This is a genomic window from Pseudobutyrivibrio sp. (genome assembly GCF_015057185.1).
Lineage (GTDB): Bacteria > Bacillota > Clostridia > Lachnospirales > Lachnospiraceae > Pseudobutyrivibrio.
Window position 1 is genome coordinate 39,906 of the sequence record NZ_SVEV01000002.1, and the last position, 18,373, is coordinate 58,278.

14 protein-coding genes are annotated in these 18,373 nt (G+C 40.0%); 13 read left to right on the top strand and 1 reads right to left on the bottom strand.

What is annotated here, in order from left to right; translation table 11 throughout:
- Positions 1 to 136: 136 nt before the first annotated feature.
- A complete protein-coding gene (locus E7276_RS01725) occupies positions 137 to 1,585 on the bottom strand; it encodes an O-antigen ligase family protein (protein WP_294212957.1) in 1,449 nt (482 codons plus the stop codon).
- Positions 1,586 to 2,687: 1,102 nt separating this feature from the next.
- Here E7276_RS01725 and E7276_RS01730 point away from each other — a divergent pair.
- The 13 genes from E7276_RS01730 (at position 2,688) to E7276_RS01790 (ending at position 18,269) form a co-directional block, all read left to right on the top strand.
- Positions 2,688 to 3,482, top strand: coding sequence for a hypothetical protein (locus E7276_RS01730; RefSeq protein WP_294212963.1), 795 nt, complete (start codon positions 2,688 to 2,690; stop codon positions 3,480 to 3,482).
- Between the two features lie 145 nt (positions 3,483 to 3,627).
- Positions 3,628 to 4,029, top strand: coding sequence for a DUF6548 family protein (locus E7276_RS01735; protein ID WP_294212965.1), 402 nt, complete (start codon positions 3,628 to 3,630; stop codon positions 4,027 to 4,029).
- A gap of 39 nt (positions 4,030 to 4,068) precedes the next feature.
- A complete protein-coding gene (locus E7276_RS01740) occupies positions 4,069 to 6,300 on the top strand; it encodes a helix-turn-helix domain-containing protein (RefSeq protein WP_294212967.1) in 2,232 nt (743 codons plus the stop codon).
- Positions 6,301 to 6,507: 207 nt separating this feature from the next.
- Positions 6,508 to 7,869 carry an MFS transporter gene (locus E7276_RS01745; protein ID WP_294212969.1) on the top strand — a complete coding sequence of 454 codons (1,362 nt, stop codon included), beginning with the start codon at positions 6,508 to 6,510 and terminating at the stop codon, positions 7,867 to 7,869.
- 22 nt (positions 7,870 to 7,891) lie between these two features.
- Positions 7,892 to 9,241, top strand: a complete 1,350-nt coding sequence (locus E7276_RS01750) for a carboxylesterase/lipase family protein (protein WP_294212971.1) — start codon at positions 7,892 to 7,894, stop codon at positions 9,239 to 9,241.
- Between the two features lie 116 nt (positions 9,242 to 9,357).
- Complete coding sequence (locus E7276_RS01755; RefSeq protein WP_294212974.1) at positions 9,358 to 10,581, top strand: polysaccharide biosynthesis C-terminal domain-containing protein; 1,224 nt, start codon at positions 9,358 to 9,360, stop codon at positions 10,579 to 10,581.
- Positions 10,582 to 10,736: 155 nt separating this feature from the next.
- On the top strand, positions 10,737 to 11,894 hold the full coding sequence (wecB, locus tag E7276_RS01760; RefSeq protein WP_294212977.1) for a non-hydrolyzing UDP-N-acetylglucosamine 2-epimerase: 1,158 nt from the start codon (positions 10,737 to 10,739) through the stop codon (positions 11,892 to 11,894).
- 2 nt (positions 11,895 to 11,896) lie between these two features.
- Entirely contained in the window at positions 11,897 to 12,943 is a 1,047-nt protein-coding gene (locus E7276_RS01765) for a polysaccharide biosynthesis protein (RefSeq protein ID WP_294212980.1), read from the top strand.
- 103 nt (positions 12,944 to 13,046) lie between these two features.
- On the top strand, positions 13,047 to 13,436 hold the full coding sequence (locus E7276_RS01770; protein ID WP_294212984.1) for a DMT family transporter: 390 nt from the start codon (positions 13,047 to 13,049) through the stop codon (positions 13,434 to 13,436).
- Positions 13,429 to 13,800, top strand: a complete 372-nt coding sequence (locus E7276_RS01775) for an EamA family transporter (RefSeq protein WP_294212987.1) — start codon at positions 13,429 to 13,431, stop codon at positions 13,798 to 13,800. The genes E7276_RS01770 and E7276_RS01775 overlap by 8 nt, the downstream gene beginning before the upstream one ends.
- Before the next feature lie 12 nt (positions 13,801 to 13,812).
- Positions 13,813 to 15,351, top strand: a complete 1,539-nt coding sequence (gene murJ, locus E7276_RS01780) for a murein biosynthesis integral membrane protein MurJ (protein ID WP_294212991.1) — start codon at positions 13,813 to 13,815, stop codon at positions 15,349 to 15,351.
- Positions 15,352 to 15,584: 233 nt separating this feature from the next.
- Entirely contained in the window at positions 15,585 to 16,760 is a 1,176-nt protein-coding gene (locus E7276_RS01785; protein WP_330598902.1) for a DegT/DnrJ/EryC1/StrS family aminotransferase, read from the top strand.
- Positions 16,761 to 16,994: 234 nt separating this feature from the next.
- Positions 16,995 to 18,269 (top strand): O-acetylhomoserine aminocarboxypropyltransferase/cysteine synthase family protein, encoded by a 1,275-nt coding sequence (locus E7276_RS01790; RefSeq protein ID WP_294212992.1) that lies wholly within the window; start codon positions 16,995 to 16,997, stop codon positions 18,267 to 18,269.
- Positions 18,270 to 18,373 lie beyond the last annotated feature (104 nt).

Consider the following 18,373-nt stretch of genomic DNA (forward strand, 5'->3'; position numbering starts at 1 on the left):
CTCTCTGTAAATTTATTTTAGATTCTTTTTCATGTAATTTTATTTTTAAATTTTTTTCTTGCTAATTCATATCAAAGTTTTTCTATAAATTTATATCAATATTTTTCCAGTGCTAATTTGTAATTATTAATCTGAACTAAATAAGTAAACACAAAAATCCAAGAGTTATATTTTGAACAACTAGGAACATTGATGCTACCATCGCCCCAACAAGCGCTACAGCTCTGACCCTGCAAAAGAAATCATCTGACGTCAGCCCTCTTTTGATTCTTATTATCAAGAATGCCAACCCTGTGCCTAATCCCAGGATTCCATATTCACACAAAAACTGTAAAAAGATATTGTGGGCATCGTAATTTGGATACAATCCCATTGCTAGTGAAATTTCATAATAATCCTTTATATATGCATTTCCAAATCCCTCAGGTCCTTGCCCAAAGAGCATCTGTATAGGATTGCCACTTTTGAATATCTTCCAAGCAGCTTCCCAAAGATATCCTCTATCTGTTCCCCAATGCACATCAAAATATAATAAATTGCTCCAGAAAGTATTTGGATTATGATCATGCATATTCGTATATACGATGATTAAAATAGGCATGATACAAACTAAGCCCAGTGCACCAGCACAGATCCACCATATAATCTCACTAAAAAGATTCTTTGCAGCTTTTCTGGCCAATACAATTCCAACAATTGATAGAACATAAGTTATAGCAAGAAATCCTGGTCTAACTAGCAACCTTTGATGAATATCCAAAAACCTCGCAGATGGAATAATAGTAAGCAGGCCCACAAATGAAAATGCCAATCCAGTCAAAAGCAAGCATACATAATATGCTAAAGGTTTGCTTTTTAGCATAATAATTCCTAGCACCAGCATAATCACCGCAAAAGCAAGCACCGTACCATCGTTATTAGAAATCAGCACACCGGTAGCTGCTACAAAAGCACTTACAAAACCAAGCCCCTGGATAAATCTATTCCCACCAGCAGTCAAACCATAAACTGCAAATGGAAAAATCATCACGAAATAAAACCCAGTAAATGAAATATTTCCAAAAGTCCCCAAGAATATGATTTGATTCTCGTATTGAATCGCTCCAAGCATTCCACCGATGTCATATCCTACAAATTGAATGATAGAAACAACTCCCACGGCGCATCCAGTCACCAACATCATTACGGTAAATATGTTGTGCCGCCTAGCCTTTTTGCTATCATCCCCGAGACTCACCATACATATACACGATATGGCCAACGTCAAAAGAAAAATCAGTCCGGTATTATATTCAAGCTCTCCAATTAACAGCTCCTTGCCCCGGCCATTAATTAAAAAGCAAACAACAAGACTGGCTATGAACAATCCGCCTAGCGCAAATTCCAGATAATAATCCTTCAGCGCCCCATCGCTAGTCATAAGTACCACACCGCTCCCCAGCACCAGTATGAAGCTAGCCACATAAAATACCACCAGCTTCGTATTACTAATATCAAAATACATATCATGCATCACCAGCGGATAGATTACTAGCATGATGAAATAATAGATATATTTTATGGATTTACTAAGCCTAGTATTCATTCCCCAACTCCCCAATGAAAAAAATATAGAAGTACTATTCTTATTTATATTCTAATTTAATCATATTACAAACTTGAATGCTATTAAAAAAACAAGTTGACAAATAAAAAGCAAGGCGTTATATTAATAAGCGTTTTAACAAACATTCTATTTTTTATCACTATAGTGGCACGGGTTATTCATTTCGCCACTGTGTTTCCAATTTTATTTGACCTTTGCGGTCACGGGAGTATGAAAAATTTGGATTAAATAGAATACAGGTTTGTAGATTATATTGCCTGGTTCTAGCTTTGTTAGCATCGTTAGAGCCAGATAGTCTGCAAAGCAAATTAAAGCACACAAGCAGATCTATTATTTGTAAACGTCAAATTGGCGTGACGTGTATTTGTTGCGGGTATTGCAGAACTGCTTGTACATCAATCCTAGAAGTATTTACTACAATTGACTGTAAATGCTCAGATCAGAAGCAGTGCATCATTAATCGGTAACACGTTGAAAATTACCTGTAACATAAAGCATAAATTACATATTACAAATCGCAACTTGGATTTAAGGAAGATGAAGTGGGCATAAAGTGTCATAAAAATACGGGCATAAAAGCGGCACGACTACGTGGAATTTGGATAGTATTATGTAAATCCACGTAGTGCTACAAACCTGAAATGAACAGGCTACGTGGATATTAGAACATAGTCCTAATATCCACGTAGAGCATCGGGAGAGTAATAGCCATCCTACGTGGATAACGGACAAGTAACACAGAAACCACGTAGTCTGGCAAGACAGATACATAAACATTACGTGGATAATAAAACAACAGCTAAATATCCACGTAGCGTGTTAAAACAGAGACATCCTGACTACGTGGAAATCTCAATATTAATCTAAAATCCACGTAGCACCTCAAAATAAGAGAAGTTACACTACGTGGGGATTGAAATTAAAGTCCGAAATCCACGTAGTGTCTCAAAATAACCCAAAACCAGTGAAACCAACCCTACGTGGATAATAGACTATGCAATCCAAATCCACGTAAGTGCACATAAAAGGCTGTCATAGAAGACTAAACGAGGAGTGAAAAAAAGCATAAAAGGGAGTAGTTATGGAAAATTACAGAGAAATATTGAAAAAACAGCTAGAGGAACTTGAGGAGCTCCAGAAAACCACAAAGAAAGAACTCAGTAAAGTAAAGAACGCCCCAGAAGGACATATCCATATATCTGAAAGCAATGGAGTCTATCAGTACTATTATGTAGCTGACGGTAAACGCAAGTACATAAAGAAAAAAGAAATGAATCAGGCTAGAAAAATAGCACAAAGAGACTATGATAATGAGTTTCTTCAAATGACTGAGATTCTACATGGAAGACTTGATAGATTCATATCTAGCTATGATATAGGCGTTCTAAATGAACTATATATACACAAATCCGAAGCTAGAAAACAACTCATCACACCACTTATTAAACTAGATGAAGACTACATAGAAGAATGGAGAGGAATGCATCCTGCAGCTCAAAATACATTTGATATAGCTAGTTCATTTATTACTAATCGAGGAGAACGTGTAAGATCAAAATCAGAAAAGATAATAGCAGATACTTTGGATAGATATGGGATACCATATCAATATGAACCATTATTAGAACTAAAGGGATATCATACAGTATATCCAGATTTTGTAGTACTAAATGTCAGAACTAGAAAAACATTCTATTGGGAACATCTTGGAATAATTTCAGATTTAGAATACGCCACGAAGAATTTCAAAAAGATAGAAGAGTATGAGGATAGTGGATATCTTCTAGGGAAAAATCTTATCATTACTACTGAATCTGATCGCAGGCAACTAGATGTCTCCTTAGTAGAGGAAAAAATCAAAGCATTTTTATTGTAAATAATGTTATATAATAAAACTAACAATATATATAGATTGTAAATCTCAATATTAAAATATTCAAAAGAGAATGAGGATACTTAAGTAGTATCATATACACAGATGATTAGAAATCAATAAACATAACACACTTCAGGGGGGAGCTATGGGGACTTCAAACACTAGAAAAATAAATGAAAGATTCTATGACGAATATAATTATTTTGACAAAGTTCTGTGTGAAAGATTAAATATAGAAGAACACGGGGTATCAGGATATTTGGCTAAAATGAAAGAGGCCGTGATTGAAGCAAGGGAAGTTATACCTGAATGGGATGTCACACGTAATCGTTTGACCAATATTCAAAAGCGCCATGCTGATTTAAAACAAAACGATGAATATTTTGAAGATTTTCAAGGTAAGGATGAGGATGTGGTTTGGATGCAGGTGTTTTGCGAGAAATTGGAGGCTAATGCCGATCCACTTAGTAAGTATTCGACAATGAAGTTTTCCTATAAGACACGTAAAAAATCATTGTGGCAGAGAATAGTGGAGCTGTTTAATTAAATTACAGTAGCCATGATATAACATACAGGAAGGTGCATAATGACAGGGGTTTTAGACAACATAGTATATTTAAAGGCAGGGGAAAGAAAGCTATTAAGGACCAGCAAAACGGTCCTTTTATATTGCTTAAGAGGAGTAATAAATGTCCGGGTTGAGGACAGGGCAATTCATTTAATAGAAAAGGAAATGCTGGTTATTAATTCTGGTGAGGAATATGGCTGGACCTCGGATCAGGATAGCTTGATCCTGAAGGTTTCAATAGAGGATTATCAGCTGCACAATGCCCTAAGAGCAGATAAAACACAAATTATTCTAAGCAGTGTAGAGCATCAAACGAGAGACTATAATTCTCTTCGTTTTATTTTGGATTCCATAGTAAAACAGACTAGTCGAGATAATAGCTTTGCATTGAAAAGCTTGTATTATCTGCTTTGGGACAAGGTTGTAGAGGATTATTATGTCAAAGATAATTACCCAGAACTAATATCAAAAGAGGGGCAAAAATTCCAGGAAATAAGCCAGTTTGTATATCAACATTTCAATGAGAATCTAAGTCTGAGAGAAATATCTGAAAAATATGGTTATTCGGAATCTACCTTCTCAAGACTATTTAAAAAGTACTGCGGGGAGAAATACGTAGACTTCCTCAGGAGAGTGAGGCTGGAGCATGCTAGGTCATTGCTTTTAGAAACAGATAGCTCTGTTGCAGATATTGCATTCCAAACAGGCTTCGGAAACCTGTCGGTATTCAATAGGAATTTTTTGGAAATATACGGAATCCAACCATCTAAATATAGGCAAAAACAAAATGCTATAGATGATGAAAATATTGCCAGCAAAAATGATATCAAGCAATACATAGATAAAACTCTGACCAGTGATGGCAACAGAGTAAGCGAAGAGATTGAACTAAATATTGATGCTAATGGAGGGTATCCAGTTACAAAAACAGTTACGGATGTTTTGGGACCGGTGAGGGCAAATGAATTGCTTACAGGTCAGCTCCAGAGGACTATTCTTAAAATCAAGGATGACCTGAGGATGAAATATCTTATGGTTACTGATGTGATGGAGCTAGGCTTTGATAATGATCCAGCTAATCCCTCCTTTGAAAAAATTTGCCTTGCTCTGCAAATCATAACTGACCAATTGCATCTGATTCCAATTTTGGAAATAGATAGAACAGCTGCTTGGAAGGGGCTACTTTCCTTTTTGGAGCTGCGATATACCAAAGAAACCATTGGAAAATGGCTGTTTAAAATAAATGATAGTAAAGAGTATTCTGCAAACGAATTCTGTAATAAATATATCTCCATAAGCAGGGCTATAAAGGAAGTCATTCCAAAAGCAAAAATAGGTGCAGGAAATATCAACTGCATTATCAATCCGGAAAAGCTAGAAAAAATAATCGAATACTTCCAGAAAGAAAATGTAAAAAATGAATTTGTTTCGCTGTTTTGTGCTCCATTTTCAGGGGAAGATTATAAAAGTGCCTACTCTGTTAGCGACAAGCATTTCGTGGAAAACAATCTAAATATATTTGAAGAAATAGCAGCCAAATATGCTTATAAAACAAGCCTTTGGATTGAGGGCTGGGATGCTAACTTAATAATTGGCGATGCCTATAATGACAGCTGCGCAAGAGCCTGTCACACACTAATGCAGATTTCAGATTCTATTGAAAAGGTTGAGCATTTTTGTTGCAGCAGAATCAGCGATTGGTCATATGTGACAGAACAGTTCCAGTATCCTATTTGTGGCGCCGGCGGATTGATTTCAAAGGATGGTCTGAAAAAGCCGGTATATTACTCGCTTTTTATGAATGTGTTTGCACCGGGTTTTTGCATTGCTAAGGGGGAAGGCTATTATGTGTCCAAAACGGAGGATGATTACTATTGCCTGATTTTATACAATGCCCAGAGATTCAATGCCCTCTATTATCAGCATGATGGCAAAGTAATGCCTGAGATGCTTGACTATATTTTCGAAAGTAAAAAGACTAAGACCTTCAAATTGAATTTTTCCAATGTGAAAAATGGCACGTATAATGTAGCATCCTATGAGGTTGTTTCGAATAAAAATAACGTGCTGGCAGAATGGAAAAATTTGGAATTCAAATCGGTTCTTAATACTGGTGAAATCGAATATTTAAATGCTGTTTGCAATCCCAAACTTTCCTATAAAACAGAGATAGTTTCTAATAACGTATTGTCCCTGAAATATGTTCTAGGACCAAGTGATTTTAGCTTGATAATGTTTACACCAAAATAACTGAGACTTTTTGCAGGCTATTTAATGGAAACGTCCGCAAGAGCTAGTGCAAAAATTGTAAAGGATATGATGAATAATTTCATATCCTTTATTTATTAGGAAAGAAATTATCGGTATTAACTGCAAGATGGGGTGTGAATCATTAGATAATACCTGCCTTTATGAATAAAATTAAACTAAATTCATAAAGAAAAAGGGGGATTACTTGTGAACACGAAAAAAGGAGAAGTTGGGAATTTACAGGTCGGCATGTACGGTATAGGAAACTTTGCGGCACAGCTATCATGGACAATGGTAAGCACATATTTGGCAATTTTCTATACCGATGTGTTTGGATTGGCACCGGCTGCAGTTGCACTATTGATGCTGATTGCCAAGGTATGGGATGGAATTAACGATCCAATCATGGGAGTTATCATGGAGAAAAATAATTCCAGATTTGGAAAGTACAGACCATTCATCGTAGTGGGAACTATCGTGTTGGTTGTATTTACAATTCTCACATTCACAGTTCCAAATTTTGGTTCCACAGGAAAACTTGTGTGGGCATATGTAACCTACATCTGTCTTGGAATGTCATACACAATGGAAAACGTACCATTCAACGCACTTCCATCGAGAATGACAAAGAACCCAAACAGAATCAATCAGCTATTTTCTGCCAGCATGATGGGTGGCGCTTTCGGTGGAATGGTCCTCATGTCATGCACACTTCCAATTGTTATGGCGCTTGGAAATGGTGACCAGGCAGTAGGATATCAGAGAACAGCAGCCTTATATGCAATTGTAGCTGTAATACTTAATCTAATCGTTGTATATTTTTGCAAGGAAAATGTTGAGACTGTTGAAAAGGCAAAGCAGACTGTAACAACAAAGGAATTGGTAGTTGCTGTTTTGAAAAACAGAAATCTTATGCTGTTATTGATTTACACATTGATTCTAATGATTTCTGTAATGGGGCGCGTTGGCGTAATGATTTATTTCTATATGTATTGCGTCGCAAACCCTGCATTGATGGGCGTGCTTATGATTATCCCTAATATTGCTGGAATGCTCGTAATGCCATTTTGCCCAGTTCTCATGAGAAAATTTGGAAAGAAAAATGTGGCAATTGCTGGAGTTTTAATCGGCTCATTTGGACTTGGAATGATGTTCTTTGGACCATATACAAATATGCCTTGGATGATACTTGCAAGCATCGTTTACGGCTGCTATAGCATTGGAAGCCCTTGCGGTGGTGGACTTTTGATTGACGCAGTTGATGAATATGAAAAGAAAAATGGTGTGAGAACAGAAGGCTTGGCTTTCTCTCTCAGCGGCTTGATGAATAAAATTGGTGGTGGAATAGGAAGTGCTGCAGGCGTTGCATTGATTGGATTCTTTGGCTACACAAATAACGCAGAGCTCACACCAACAATTTTGAAAGGAATCAACGTAGGTGCAAACCTTATGCCAATAGTCATGATGTTGTTAGCATTGGTGCCATTGTTCTTCTTTAATGCAAAGGAGAGCAACGGACCTGTTGAAAATAAAGAGACTGTAGCTCAGGACCAGAAGGCTACAGCATAAAAATAGGAAGAGGCATTATATAATGAGTGAAATTTTAATACATACAAAGAAGGGCATAATTCGAGGTGAAGGAAAAAATGGGTACAGTGTTTTTAAGGGTATTCCATTTGCAAAGCCACCAGTTGGTAAACTGCGTTGGAAAGCGCCTGTGCCTGTGGAGCCTTGGGGTGGAGTTTTAGATGCAACTGAGTTTGCACCAATTTGCCCGCAGGGGGTTCCAGCGCCACCTAATCCATACTTTAATGAGTTTTACAGCGATAAAAAATATCAGCGTGAAATGAGCGAGGACTGCCTGTATCTGAATATATGGGCACCAGAAAATGCTGAGGGCAAGAAGCTTCCTGTGGCGTTTTATATTCACGGTGGCGGCTTCGGTGGCGGCTACAGTTCTGAAATAGAATTTGATGGTGAAGCATTTTGCAAAGAGGACGTGATTTTGGTAACTATCGCATATCGCGTTGGCGTTTTTGGATTTCTCGCTTTGCCACAGCTTGATGCAGAAAATGAGAACCATATTTCCGGAAACTATGGAATGCTAGATCAGATTGAGGCTTTAAATTGGGTTTATGAAAATATTGAAAGCTTTGGTGGAGACCCTGAAAATATCACCGTCTTTGGTCAATCTGCAGGCTGCATGAGTACCCAGATTCTCATTTCAAGCCAACTCACCGAGGGCAAAATCGCAAAGGCTATTTTTATGAGTGGTCTAACCTGCGATGATGAGTTCCTGTTTACTCCAACTTTAAAAGAGGAAGAGGAATGCTGCAAGGAAATGCTAGAAGAGCTTTGTGATTTGTCCGTGGCTGAGCTTAGAGAACTCAACGAAGAGATTTTGCTGAAAAAGCATGAGGCTTTCAATATGAAAATGATGAAAAAAGCCTTTGAAGAGGGGAGTGCAGGTGGACTTTTGATTGTCCCAAATGTGGATGGACACCTACTTAAGAAAAATGTCCGTGAAACATTTGCGGCAAATGAATTCCACAAGATTCCTTACATGGTTGGCTGCGTGTTAGAAGATTTGGGAACAACAGACGATGACAGGAAAAATAATGTTCCTGGATTGCTGTTGGAGCAGGCAAAAAAATGGGCCCTAAAGCAAGAGGAGGCTACAGGCATTCCTTCATATGTATATTCATTCGATTATATTTTGCCGGGAGATGAAAAACCAACTTGGCATTCACTGGAGCTTTGGTACGTGATGGGCACCTATGGTAGAAGCTGGCGCCCAATGACAGAGGCAGATGCAGCCCTGTCTAGAGAAGCAGTTAAATGCTGGACCAATTTCATGAAAACAGGAAACCCTGAAAGTGCCGAAACTGAGGAGTGGAAGCCATATACAAATAACAATAGGTTTGTCAGACATTTCGTATAACCCATAGTCTAAACAAGAGAGCAGGTGCAAAAAGATGCACTTGCTTTTTTGTTGTGCTATAATGTATCAGATTACGTGCGTCTATTTTTAGCGCACGATTTTAGGAGCGAATTCTAATGAAAATATTAATAACGGGTGCAGCAGGATTTGTTGGAAAGAATCTTGTTGAGACTCTAAAGTGCGCAGCCGATGGCAGGGACAAATTCCACGTGCTAGACACTGATGAAATCACAGTATATGAATATGATAGGGACTCTACTCCTGAGGAGCTTGACCGATACTGCAGCGATTGCGATTTCGTTTTCAATTTGGCAGGTGTCAATCGACCAAAGGACAACAGTGAGTTCATGGCAGGCAACTTTGGTTTTGCCAGCACACTTTTAGACACACTTAAAAAACATAACAATACATGTCCAGTAATGCTTTCTTCTTCAATTCAGGCTACCTTGTTGGGGCGTTATGCAGGAAGTGAGTACGGACAGAGCAAGCTTGCAGGCGAGGAGCTCTTCTTCAAATATGAGCAGGAGACAGGAGCCAAGGTTTTGGTTTACCGCTTCCCAAATCTTTTTGGAAAATGGTGCAGACCAAATTATAACTCAGCAGTAGCTACATTCTGCAATAACAAGGCAAACGACCTTGAGATTACAGTAAATGACCCTAGCACAGAGCTTGAGCTTGTATATATAGATGATTTAGTAAATGAAATGGTCGATGCCCTTCGAGGTGATGAGCATCGTTGTGATTTTGATGATGAGGGCCAAGTAGTTCCAGATACAGCTGGAAAATATTGCTATGTCCCAGTTTCTCATCATGTAACTTTGGGAGAAATAGTTGAGCTGCTTGATAGCTTCGTAGCTCAGCCTCAAACTCTTATGATGCCAGCCATTCCAAATGGAAGCTTCGCAAAAAAGCTTTATAGTACTTACCTTAGCTACTTGCCAAAGGACAAGGCTTGCTTTGATTTGAAAATGAACGTGGACAACCGTGGCTCATTTACAGAGCTTCTTAAAACTACAGACCACGGACAGTTCTCGGTAAACATTTCAAAGCCAGGCATCACAAAGGGCCAGCACTGGCACCACACAAAATGGGAATTCTTCATCGTAGTTTCAGGTCATGGCTTGATTCAGCAGCGTCGAGTTGGCGTAGATGAAAATGGAAATCCATTCCCTATGATTGAGTACGAGGTTAGCGGCGAGAAAATCCAGGCAATCCACATGCTTCCGGGATATACGCACAACATCATCAATCTTTCCGAGACAGATGATTTAGTAACCCTCATGTGGGCAAACGAATTACTGGAGCCTAACCGCCCAGACACCTACTTCGAACCCGTCTAACCAATCGTATAGGTCCGGAGATAATTATTAGATAGTTTAATTTAATAAGTGAGCATGTAGCTATCAAGCTCTAAGTGTTGCTGCAGGGAACGTTTCAGTGACCGGAAGCAATATCTTAGGCTTGAGAGCGTAACATGCGGACTAGAGGTATTCAAATGTTTAAGAATAATGGAAAACTTAAGTTATTAATTATAGTAGGAACTCGTCCTGAGATTATTAGATTGGCTGCAGTAATTAAGAAGTGCCGCAAGTACTTCGACTGCGTCCTTGCTCACACAGGACAGAACTACGATTACAATTTAAATGGTGTATTCTTCAAGGATTTGCAGCTTGATGATCCTGAAGTTTACATGGATGCAGTTGGTGACAATCTTGGTCAAACTGTTGGCAATATTATTGCTCGTTCTTATGAGCTTATGGTTGAGATACAGCCAGACGCTCTTTTGATTCTTGGTGACACAAACTCATGCCTTTCAGCAATTGCTGCAAAACGTCTTCATATTCCAATTTTCCACATGGAAGCTGGAAACAGATGCAAGGACGAGTGCCTCCCAGAGGAGACAAATCGTCGTATCGTAGATATCATTTCCGATGTAAACATGGCATACTCAGAGCATGCACGCCGCTACTTGGCTGAGTGCGGTCTTCCAAAGGAGCGTACATATGTGACAGGTTCACCAATGGCAGAGGTTCTTCACGAGAATCTTGAGGCTATTGAGGCCAGCGATGTTCTTGATAAGCTTGGACTTGAGCCAAAGAAATACATTCTCCTTTCTGCACACCGCGAGGAGAATATTGATACAGAAAAGAATTTTACATCACTTTTCACAGCAATCAACAAGCTTGCAGAAAAGTATGACATGCCAATCCTTTACAGCTGTCACCCACGTTCTCGCAAGCGTCTTGAGGCTACAGGCTTCAAGCTTGACCCACGTGTGAGAATGCATGAGCCACTTGGTTTCCACGATTACAATCACTTGCAGATGAATGCATTTGCAGTAGTTTCAGACTCGGGTACACTTCCTGAGGAGTCTAGCTTCTTTACAAGCATCGGCAAGCCATTCCCAGCGGTATGTATTCGTACATCTACTGAGAGACCAGAGGCCCTCGATAAGGCATGCTTCATCATCGCAGGTATTGATGAGAAGTCTTTATTACAGGCAGTAACAACTGCAATCGACATGAACGAAAATGGCGACTACGGCATTCCAGTACCTGACTACGTAGAAGAGAATGTATCTACAAAGGTTGTTAAAATCATTCAGTCATACACAGGAATCGTAAATAAGATGGTATGGAGAAAAGAGGTTTAATAATGAATTGCGAATTATTTAAAGATAAAACACTTATGATTACTGGAGGTACAGGTTCATTCGGAAGTACAGTTCTCAAGCACTTCCTTGATTCTGACCTCAAAGAGATCCGCATTTTCTCACGTGATGAGAAAAAGCAGGATGATATGAGACATCAGCTTCAGGCTGAGCACCCTGACCTTGCAGGTAAGGTGAAATTCTACATCGGTGATGTTAGAAACATGCGCTCTGTTCAGGATGCTATGCCAGGTGTTGATTTCATTTTCCATGCAGCAGCACTCAAGCAGGTTCCTTCATGCGAGTTCTTCCCAATGGAAGCTGTTCGTACAAATGTTGAGGGCACTGATAATGTTTTACATGCAGCTGTAGAGGCTGGCGTTCAGCGTGTAGTTTGTCTTTCAACTGACAAGGCAGCATACCCAATCAATGCCATGGGTATTTCAAAGGCTATGATGGAGAAAGTTATCGGAGCAAATGCTCGTGTGGCAGCAGGCAAGACAACAATCTGTTGTACACGTTACGGTAATGTTATGTGCTCTCGTGGTTCGGTTATTCCTCTTTTCATCGACCAGATCAAAGCAGGAAATCCTATCACAATCACAGACCCAAGCATGACTCGTTTCCTTATGAATCTTGACGAGGCAGTTGCCCTTGTTATGTTTGCATTCGAGCACGGAGAGCCAGGTGACTTATTCGTTCAAAAGTCAGATGCTTCTACAATCGGAGATTTAGCAAAGGCTGTTCAGCAGCTCTTTGGAGATACAGGCACAAAGATTATCGGTACACGTCATGGTGAGAAGCTTTATGAGACACTTATGACAAACGAAGAGTGCGTTCGTTCAGTAGACATGGGCAACTATTTCCGCGTACTTCCAGATGGTCGTGACCTTAACTACGACAAGTTCTTCGTAGATGGTCAGGTTCATACAATGGCTAATGATGCCTACACATCACACAACACAAATCGTCTTGATGTACAGGGCACAGTAGACAAAATCATGACTACAGATTATGTTCGTGAAATGCTAGAAAAGTTTAAAAATAGCTAGTAATTATCAAGCTCTGAGTGTTACCGAAGGAGACGTGTTAGTCGACGTAGGTAATATCTCAGGCTTGAGACTGTAACTAGCGAGAAAAAACTAGGAGTAAAAAATGAAAGAGAAAATAAAGTGGTTTGTGATTCTCCACATAATAATTTTGATTTATTCATTGAGCGGTATCAGTTCTAAGACTGCTGCTAGCTATGACTTTTTGAGTCTTCAGTGGATTATTTTCTATGGACTTGTTGTTTGTATTTTAGGCTTCTATGCTATTGCGTGGCAGCAGGTTTTAAAGCATTTACCTCTTATCACAACCTATGCAAACAAGGCAGTTACTACAATCTGGGGCCTCATTTGGGGATTGCTTGTTTTTGGAGAGGCAATCACACCACAGAAGGTCATTGGTGCAGCAGTAGTAATTTTTGGTGTATACCTTGTTGTATCTGGTGATGAAGAAGTCAATTCAAAGAAAAATGATGAGGAGGTAAAAGAGAATGATTAAATTTGCACTTATTATGCTCTTTGGTACCTTCATTGCATCATGCTCACAGATTGTACTTAAGAAAGCAGCAGAAAAAGAATATCCAAGCAAAATTGCAGAGTATTTAAATCCAGCAGTTATGGGAGCCTACATCGTATTCTTCGGAGCTTCAATCTGCTCAGTATTTGGATACAAGAAAGTGCCTCTTTCCCTTGGCCCAATCCTTGAGGCTACAGGCTACGTTTGGGTTGCCATATTAGGAAAAATTTTCCTCAAGGAAAAAATCGGCGCAAAGAAGGCAACAGGTTTATTCGTAATTATCATTGGTATTGTTATTGCCAGCTTTGGTTCAGATATCGCAAATGCGATAATTTCACTTTTTTAATAGGATTTTAAAATGAGTAAAAAAACAAAAAGTATCGTAAGTACCACTATTCTTATTACGATACTATCAATGTGCTTCAAGCTGCTAGGGTTTGTAAAACAAGCCGTAGTAGCTTATTATTTCGGCACAACGGCGGATACAGATGCATACTATTTGGCCTTTGGATTTGTAGGTACTCTTACATCTGCTTTTATTAGAGCCATAACACTTTCACTGGTCAGCATATACACCCACACCCTTGTAAATAAGGGACGCGATGCTGCATCCAAGCTCATCAGTGCATGCCTTGAGCTTTTGGTTCCGGTGGTCATGATGGTCACAGTGCTGGCATACATTTTTACACCGCTGATATCGGCAATGCTTTCGGTGGGATGGAGCGATAGCCCTGAAAAGGTTCAGCTGCTACAAACGTATTTACGAATCTGCTATCCATTTTTCTTGTTCGCAGTAATCACACTTGTTTGGACATCTGTTATGGATGCCAACAAAGATTTCGTGGTTAGTAGAACGGAGTCAGCAATAACCAGCACGGTTACCATTGCTTGCTGCGTTCTCCTTAGTCAAATGAAGGGCGTAGATGTTTTGGTCATCGCCCAATATATTAGCTACATTGCCTTCGGAACCCTTTTGTTGATCCGTGGCCGCAGGTACTTCAAGCTTTCCTTTGTAAAATTCAAGGAAGTGCCAGAGGTTAAAACTGTTTTGATGACAGCGGGCCCTCTTTTCATAGGAAACTCAGTAGCTCAGATTAATAGAATCGTAGACAATTCATTGTCCACAGGCATCAACGATGGAGCGCCAACAGCCCTCACCGATGCAGTTACACTAGAGGAGTTTGTTACATTCCTTCTCATCAACAATCTTGTGGACGTGCTATATGTTAACTTCTCAAATTACACAGCCAGCGGCGATTTTGAGAAAATGACTGATGTCATGAAAAAGGCTATCAACATCATGATTTGTATCATGATTCCGGTTACGGTGGTTACATGCCTTACGGCAGATTCTATTGTTTCCATTGCCTTTGAGCGCGGCCAGTTCGATGGCACCTCAGTTGGAATGGTTACAGCAGCCCTTATTGGTTACGCCATAGGCTTTACTATTATGGGCGTTAGGGATATAGTTATTCGTGGTCTTTATTCCTTTAAGGATACGAAGAGGCCAATGATTACCGGATTTTTTGCAATGGCTTTTAATGTGGTATTCAGTATCGTGCTTTCGCGATATATCGGAATAATGGGTATTACCCTTGCCAGCTCAATCAGTATGTTAATCAACTTCCTGATTAACGCACACATGATCAAGAGTCACATACCAGGCTACAGATTTTCTGCTCACCTTCCAGTGCTTATAAAACAGCTGCCGGGTGTGGTATTTATCGTAGCCACTGTATATGTTGTAAAAATGATATTTACCAATAATATTCTCGTATTCGGCTTCTCAGCCCTCATCGGACTTGCAGGCTACGGACTACTCCTTCTTTGCATGCGCATCGAAGAGGTGGAATATTTGAAATCGAAAGTATTTAGTCGATTAGGCTTAGCAAAATAATTGACTAGCCATCGTTGATAATTAACGAGTTATTATTGTATTTTTAAGGTTATTTATTTTAATTAGTTTTATATAAACAAGCACCTGATAAATATTTTAAATAGCTGGTAGCTATCAAGCTCTGAGTGTTGTCGAAGGAAGCGTGTTAGCTGACGAAGACAATATCTCAGGCTTGAGAGCGTAACCAGCAAGTTAAAAACTCAGTAGGTGCTAGGTGTAATAAGGAGGAAATTATGATTCCAGTTATGAATGTGCAAAGACAGTATGCTTCTTTGCAGGAAGAATTAGATAATGCAGCTCTTGAGGTACTTCACTCAGGCGGATATATTTTAGGACCAAAGGTAACAGATTTTGAAAAACAGTTTGCAGACTACTGCGGCGCTAAGTATGCAGTTGGTGTAGGCAATGGTACAGATGCTCTTGTTATCGCGCTTTTAGCTGCAGGCATTGGCCAGGGTGACGAGGTCATCACAACTGCTATGACATTTGTTTCCACAGCAGAGGCGATTGCTCAGGTTGGCGCTACACCAGTATTTGTAGACATTGATTCTGAGACTTACACAATGGACCCAAGCAAGCTTGAGGCAGCTTTCACATCAAAAACAAAGGCTGTCATCCCTGTTCATATTTATGGTCAGGCTGCAGATATGGATGAGATTTGCAAAATCGCTCATAGCCACAACGCTCTTGTTATCGAGGATTGTGCTCAGGCTGCTGGAGCAAAATATAAGGGACGTCGCACCTGCTCACTTGGTGACATCGCTTGCGTTTCATTTTTCCCTACAAAGAACCTTGGCGCTGCTGGTGATGCAGGTATCATCGTGACTAGCAACGAGGATTTATATAAGGGCTGCATGGCATACCGCGTTCACGGTTCTGGCCTCAACGGTGCTTACACATACGCTAGACTCAATGGACAGGAGTTCGACGAGAGCAAAATTGATTTCCACGGAAATCTTCCAAAATACTACAACTATTTAGTAGGCTTCAACTCAAGACTTGATGCTCTTCAGGCAGCTATGCTTTCTGTAAAGCTTCCACATTTAGATGATTGGAACGAGCGTCGTCGTCAGATTGCAGCAATCTACAATGAAAAAATTACAAACGACAAACTTTCAAAGCCAGTAGTAGCTGATTACAACGAGCACATCTTCTACGTTTACCCAATGAAGGTAAATGACAGAGCAAAGTTTAGAGCATACATGGAAGAAAAGGGCATTGCAACAGGTGTTTACTTCCCAGTTCCAATGCATGAACAGGCTTGCTTCGGACAGCTTGGTTACAAGCATGGTGATTTCCCAGTTGCTGAGGATTTGGCAGAGCACGGAGTTACAATCCCTATGTTCCCAGAGCTCACAGACGAAGAAATCCAGACAGTAATTGATGCTATAAATGCATATACAGAATAAATAGGGTTTATATTTACACTTTATTATGGTAAAGTAAAGGAGTATGCGTGGAGCACACGTATACTCCTATTTTAGTTAATAATAACAAGCTCTAGAACATGTTGGAAGGCGCGAGCAGGAAGGCTCCATCCGAACAAGGAGGGACCCTTTGGGAGGATTCCTTGTGAAGGAATGGAAGGTGGCCTGCGGGAGTTTTGAAAGACTAGGTTGAGCTTGTTATAGATGGAGGTAAAAATGAGCAAGGGAATAGGTACTAGATGTGTGCAGGCTGGTTATACTCCAGGAAATGGCGAGCCACGTCAGATTCCAATTGTGCAGTCTACAACTTTTAAATATGACACAAGTGAGGACATGGGAAAGCTTTTTGATTTAGAGGCTTCAGGATATTTCTACACACGTCTTCAAAATCCAACAAATGACTATGTCGCTGCAAAAATCGCAGCCCTCGAGGGTGGTACAGCAGCAATGCTTACATCATCAGGACAGGCTGCAAACTTTTTTGCGCTTTTCAATATTTGTGAGTGCGGCAGCCATATCGTAGCGTCATCTTCAATTTATGGAGGTACATTCAATCTCATCGAAGTTACCATGAAAAAAATGGGTATTGATGTTACATTTGTTTCTCCAAAGGCTACAGAGGAAGAGCTAAACGCAGCATTCCAGGATAATACTCGCGCGGTGTTTGGTGAGACTATCGCTAATCCAGCGCTTACAGTTTTGGATATCGAGAAATTTGCAAAGGTTGCTCATGAGCATGGGGTTCCACTTATTGTTGATAATACATTCCCTACACCTGTAAACTGCCGTCCAATCGAGTGGGGCGCAGATATCGTTACACACTCTACTACAAAATACATGGATGGCCACGGTGCAGCAGTTGGTGGATGTATCGTAGATTCAGGAAAGTTTGATTGGATGGCTCACGCTGACAAATTCCCAGGACTTTGCACACCAGACGACAGCTATCACGGCATCATATACGCTGAGAAATTCGGCAAGGAAGGCGCATTCATCACAAAAGCTACAGCACAGCTTATGCGTGACTTTGGATGCATCCAGTCACCTCAGCATGCATTTATTTTAAATCTTGGACTTGAGTCACTTCACGTGCGTATGCCACGTCACGTTGAAAACGGTCTTGCAGTAGCAAAATTCTTAAAGGATCAGCCAGAGGTTGCAAAGGTTACATACCCAGGTCTTGAGGGGGATGAGTACTATGAGATGGCTCAGAAATATCTTCCTAATGGCGGTTGCGGTGTTGTTTCCTTCGAGCTCAAGGGTGGACGTGCAGCAGCAGAGTCTTTCATGAAAAAGCTCAAGCTCATCGCTATCGAGACACACGTTGCCGATGCTCGTAGCTGCTGCTTGAATCCAGCCACATCTACACATCGTCAGATGACAGATGAGCAGCTTGAGGCAGCTGGCATCCCAGCAGGCCTTATCCGCGTATCTTGCGGTCTTGAGGACAGCGAAGATCTTGTTGCTGACATTGCACAGGCATTAAAATAATTTTTCCACAGCTAATTACCCAGTAACAAAATCGAAAGTGGCAAAACAAATTATATTAGAGTAAAATAATGTAGATTACAGAATGAGATGGTTACAATAACCAT

Coding starts and splice junctions, on each gene's coding strand:
- E7276_RS01725 (WP_294212957.1), bottom strand. CDS start 1,585: ATGAATACTAGGCTTAGTAAATCCATAAAATATATCTATTATTTCATC.
- E7276_RS01770 (WP_294212984.1), top strand. CDS start 13,047: ATGAAAGAGAAAATAAAGTGGTTTGTGATTCTCCACATAATAATTTTG.
- E7276_RS01775 (WP_294212987.1), top strand. CDS start 13,429: ATGATTAAATTTGCACTTATTATGCTCTTTGGTACCTTCATTGCATCA.
- E7276_RS01755 (WP_294212974.1), top strand. CDS start 9,358: ATGAAAATATTAATAACGGGTGCAGCAGGATTTGTTGGAAAGAATCTT.
- E7276_RS01785 (WP_330598902.1), top strand. CDS start 15,585: ATGATTCCAGTTATGAATGTGCAAAGACAGTATGCTTCTTTGCAGGAA.
- E7276_RS01730 (WP_294212963.1), top strand. CDS start 2,688: ATGGAAAATTACAGAGAAATATTGAAAAAACAGCTAGAGGAACTTGAG.
- E7276_RS01765 (WP_294212980.1), top strand. CDS start 11,897: ATGAATTGCGAATTATTTAAAGATAAAACACTTATGATTACTGGAGGT.
- E7276_RS01750 (WP_294212971.1), top strand. CDS start 7,892: ATGAGTGAAATTTTAATACATACAAAGAAGGGCATAATTCGAGGTGAA.
- E7276_RS01735 (WP_294212965.1), top strand. CDS start 3,628: ATGGGGACTTCAAACACTAGAAAAATAAATGAAAGATTCTATGACGAA.
- E7276_RS01790 (WP_294212992.1), top strand. CDS start 16,995: ATGAGCAAGGGAATAGGTACTAGATGTGTGCAGGCTGGTTATACTCCA.
- wecB (WP_294212977.1), top strand. CDS start 10,737: ATGTTTAAGAATAATGGAAAACTTAAGTTATTAATTATAGTAGGAACT.
- murJ (WP_294212991.1), top strand. CDS start 13,813: ATGAGTAAAAAAACAAAAAGTATCGTAAGTACCACTATTCTTATTACG.
- E7276_RS01740 (WP_294212967.1), top strand. CDS start 4,069: ATGACAGGGGTTTTAGACAACATAGTATATTTAAAGGCAGGGGAAAGA.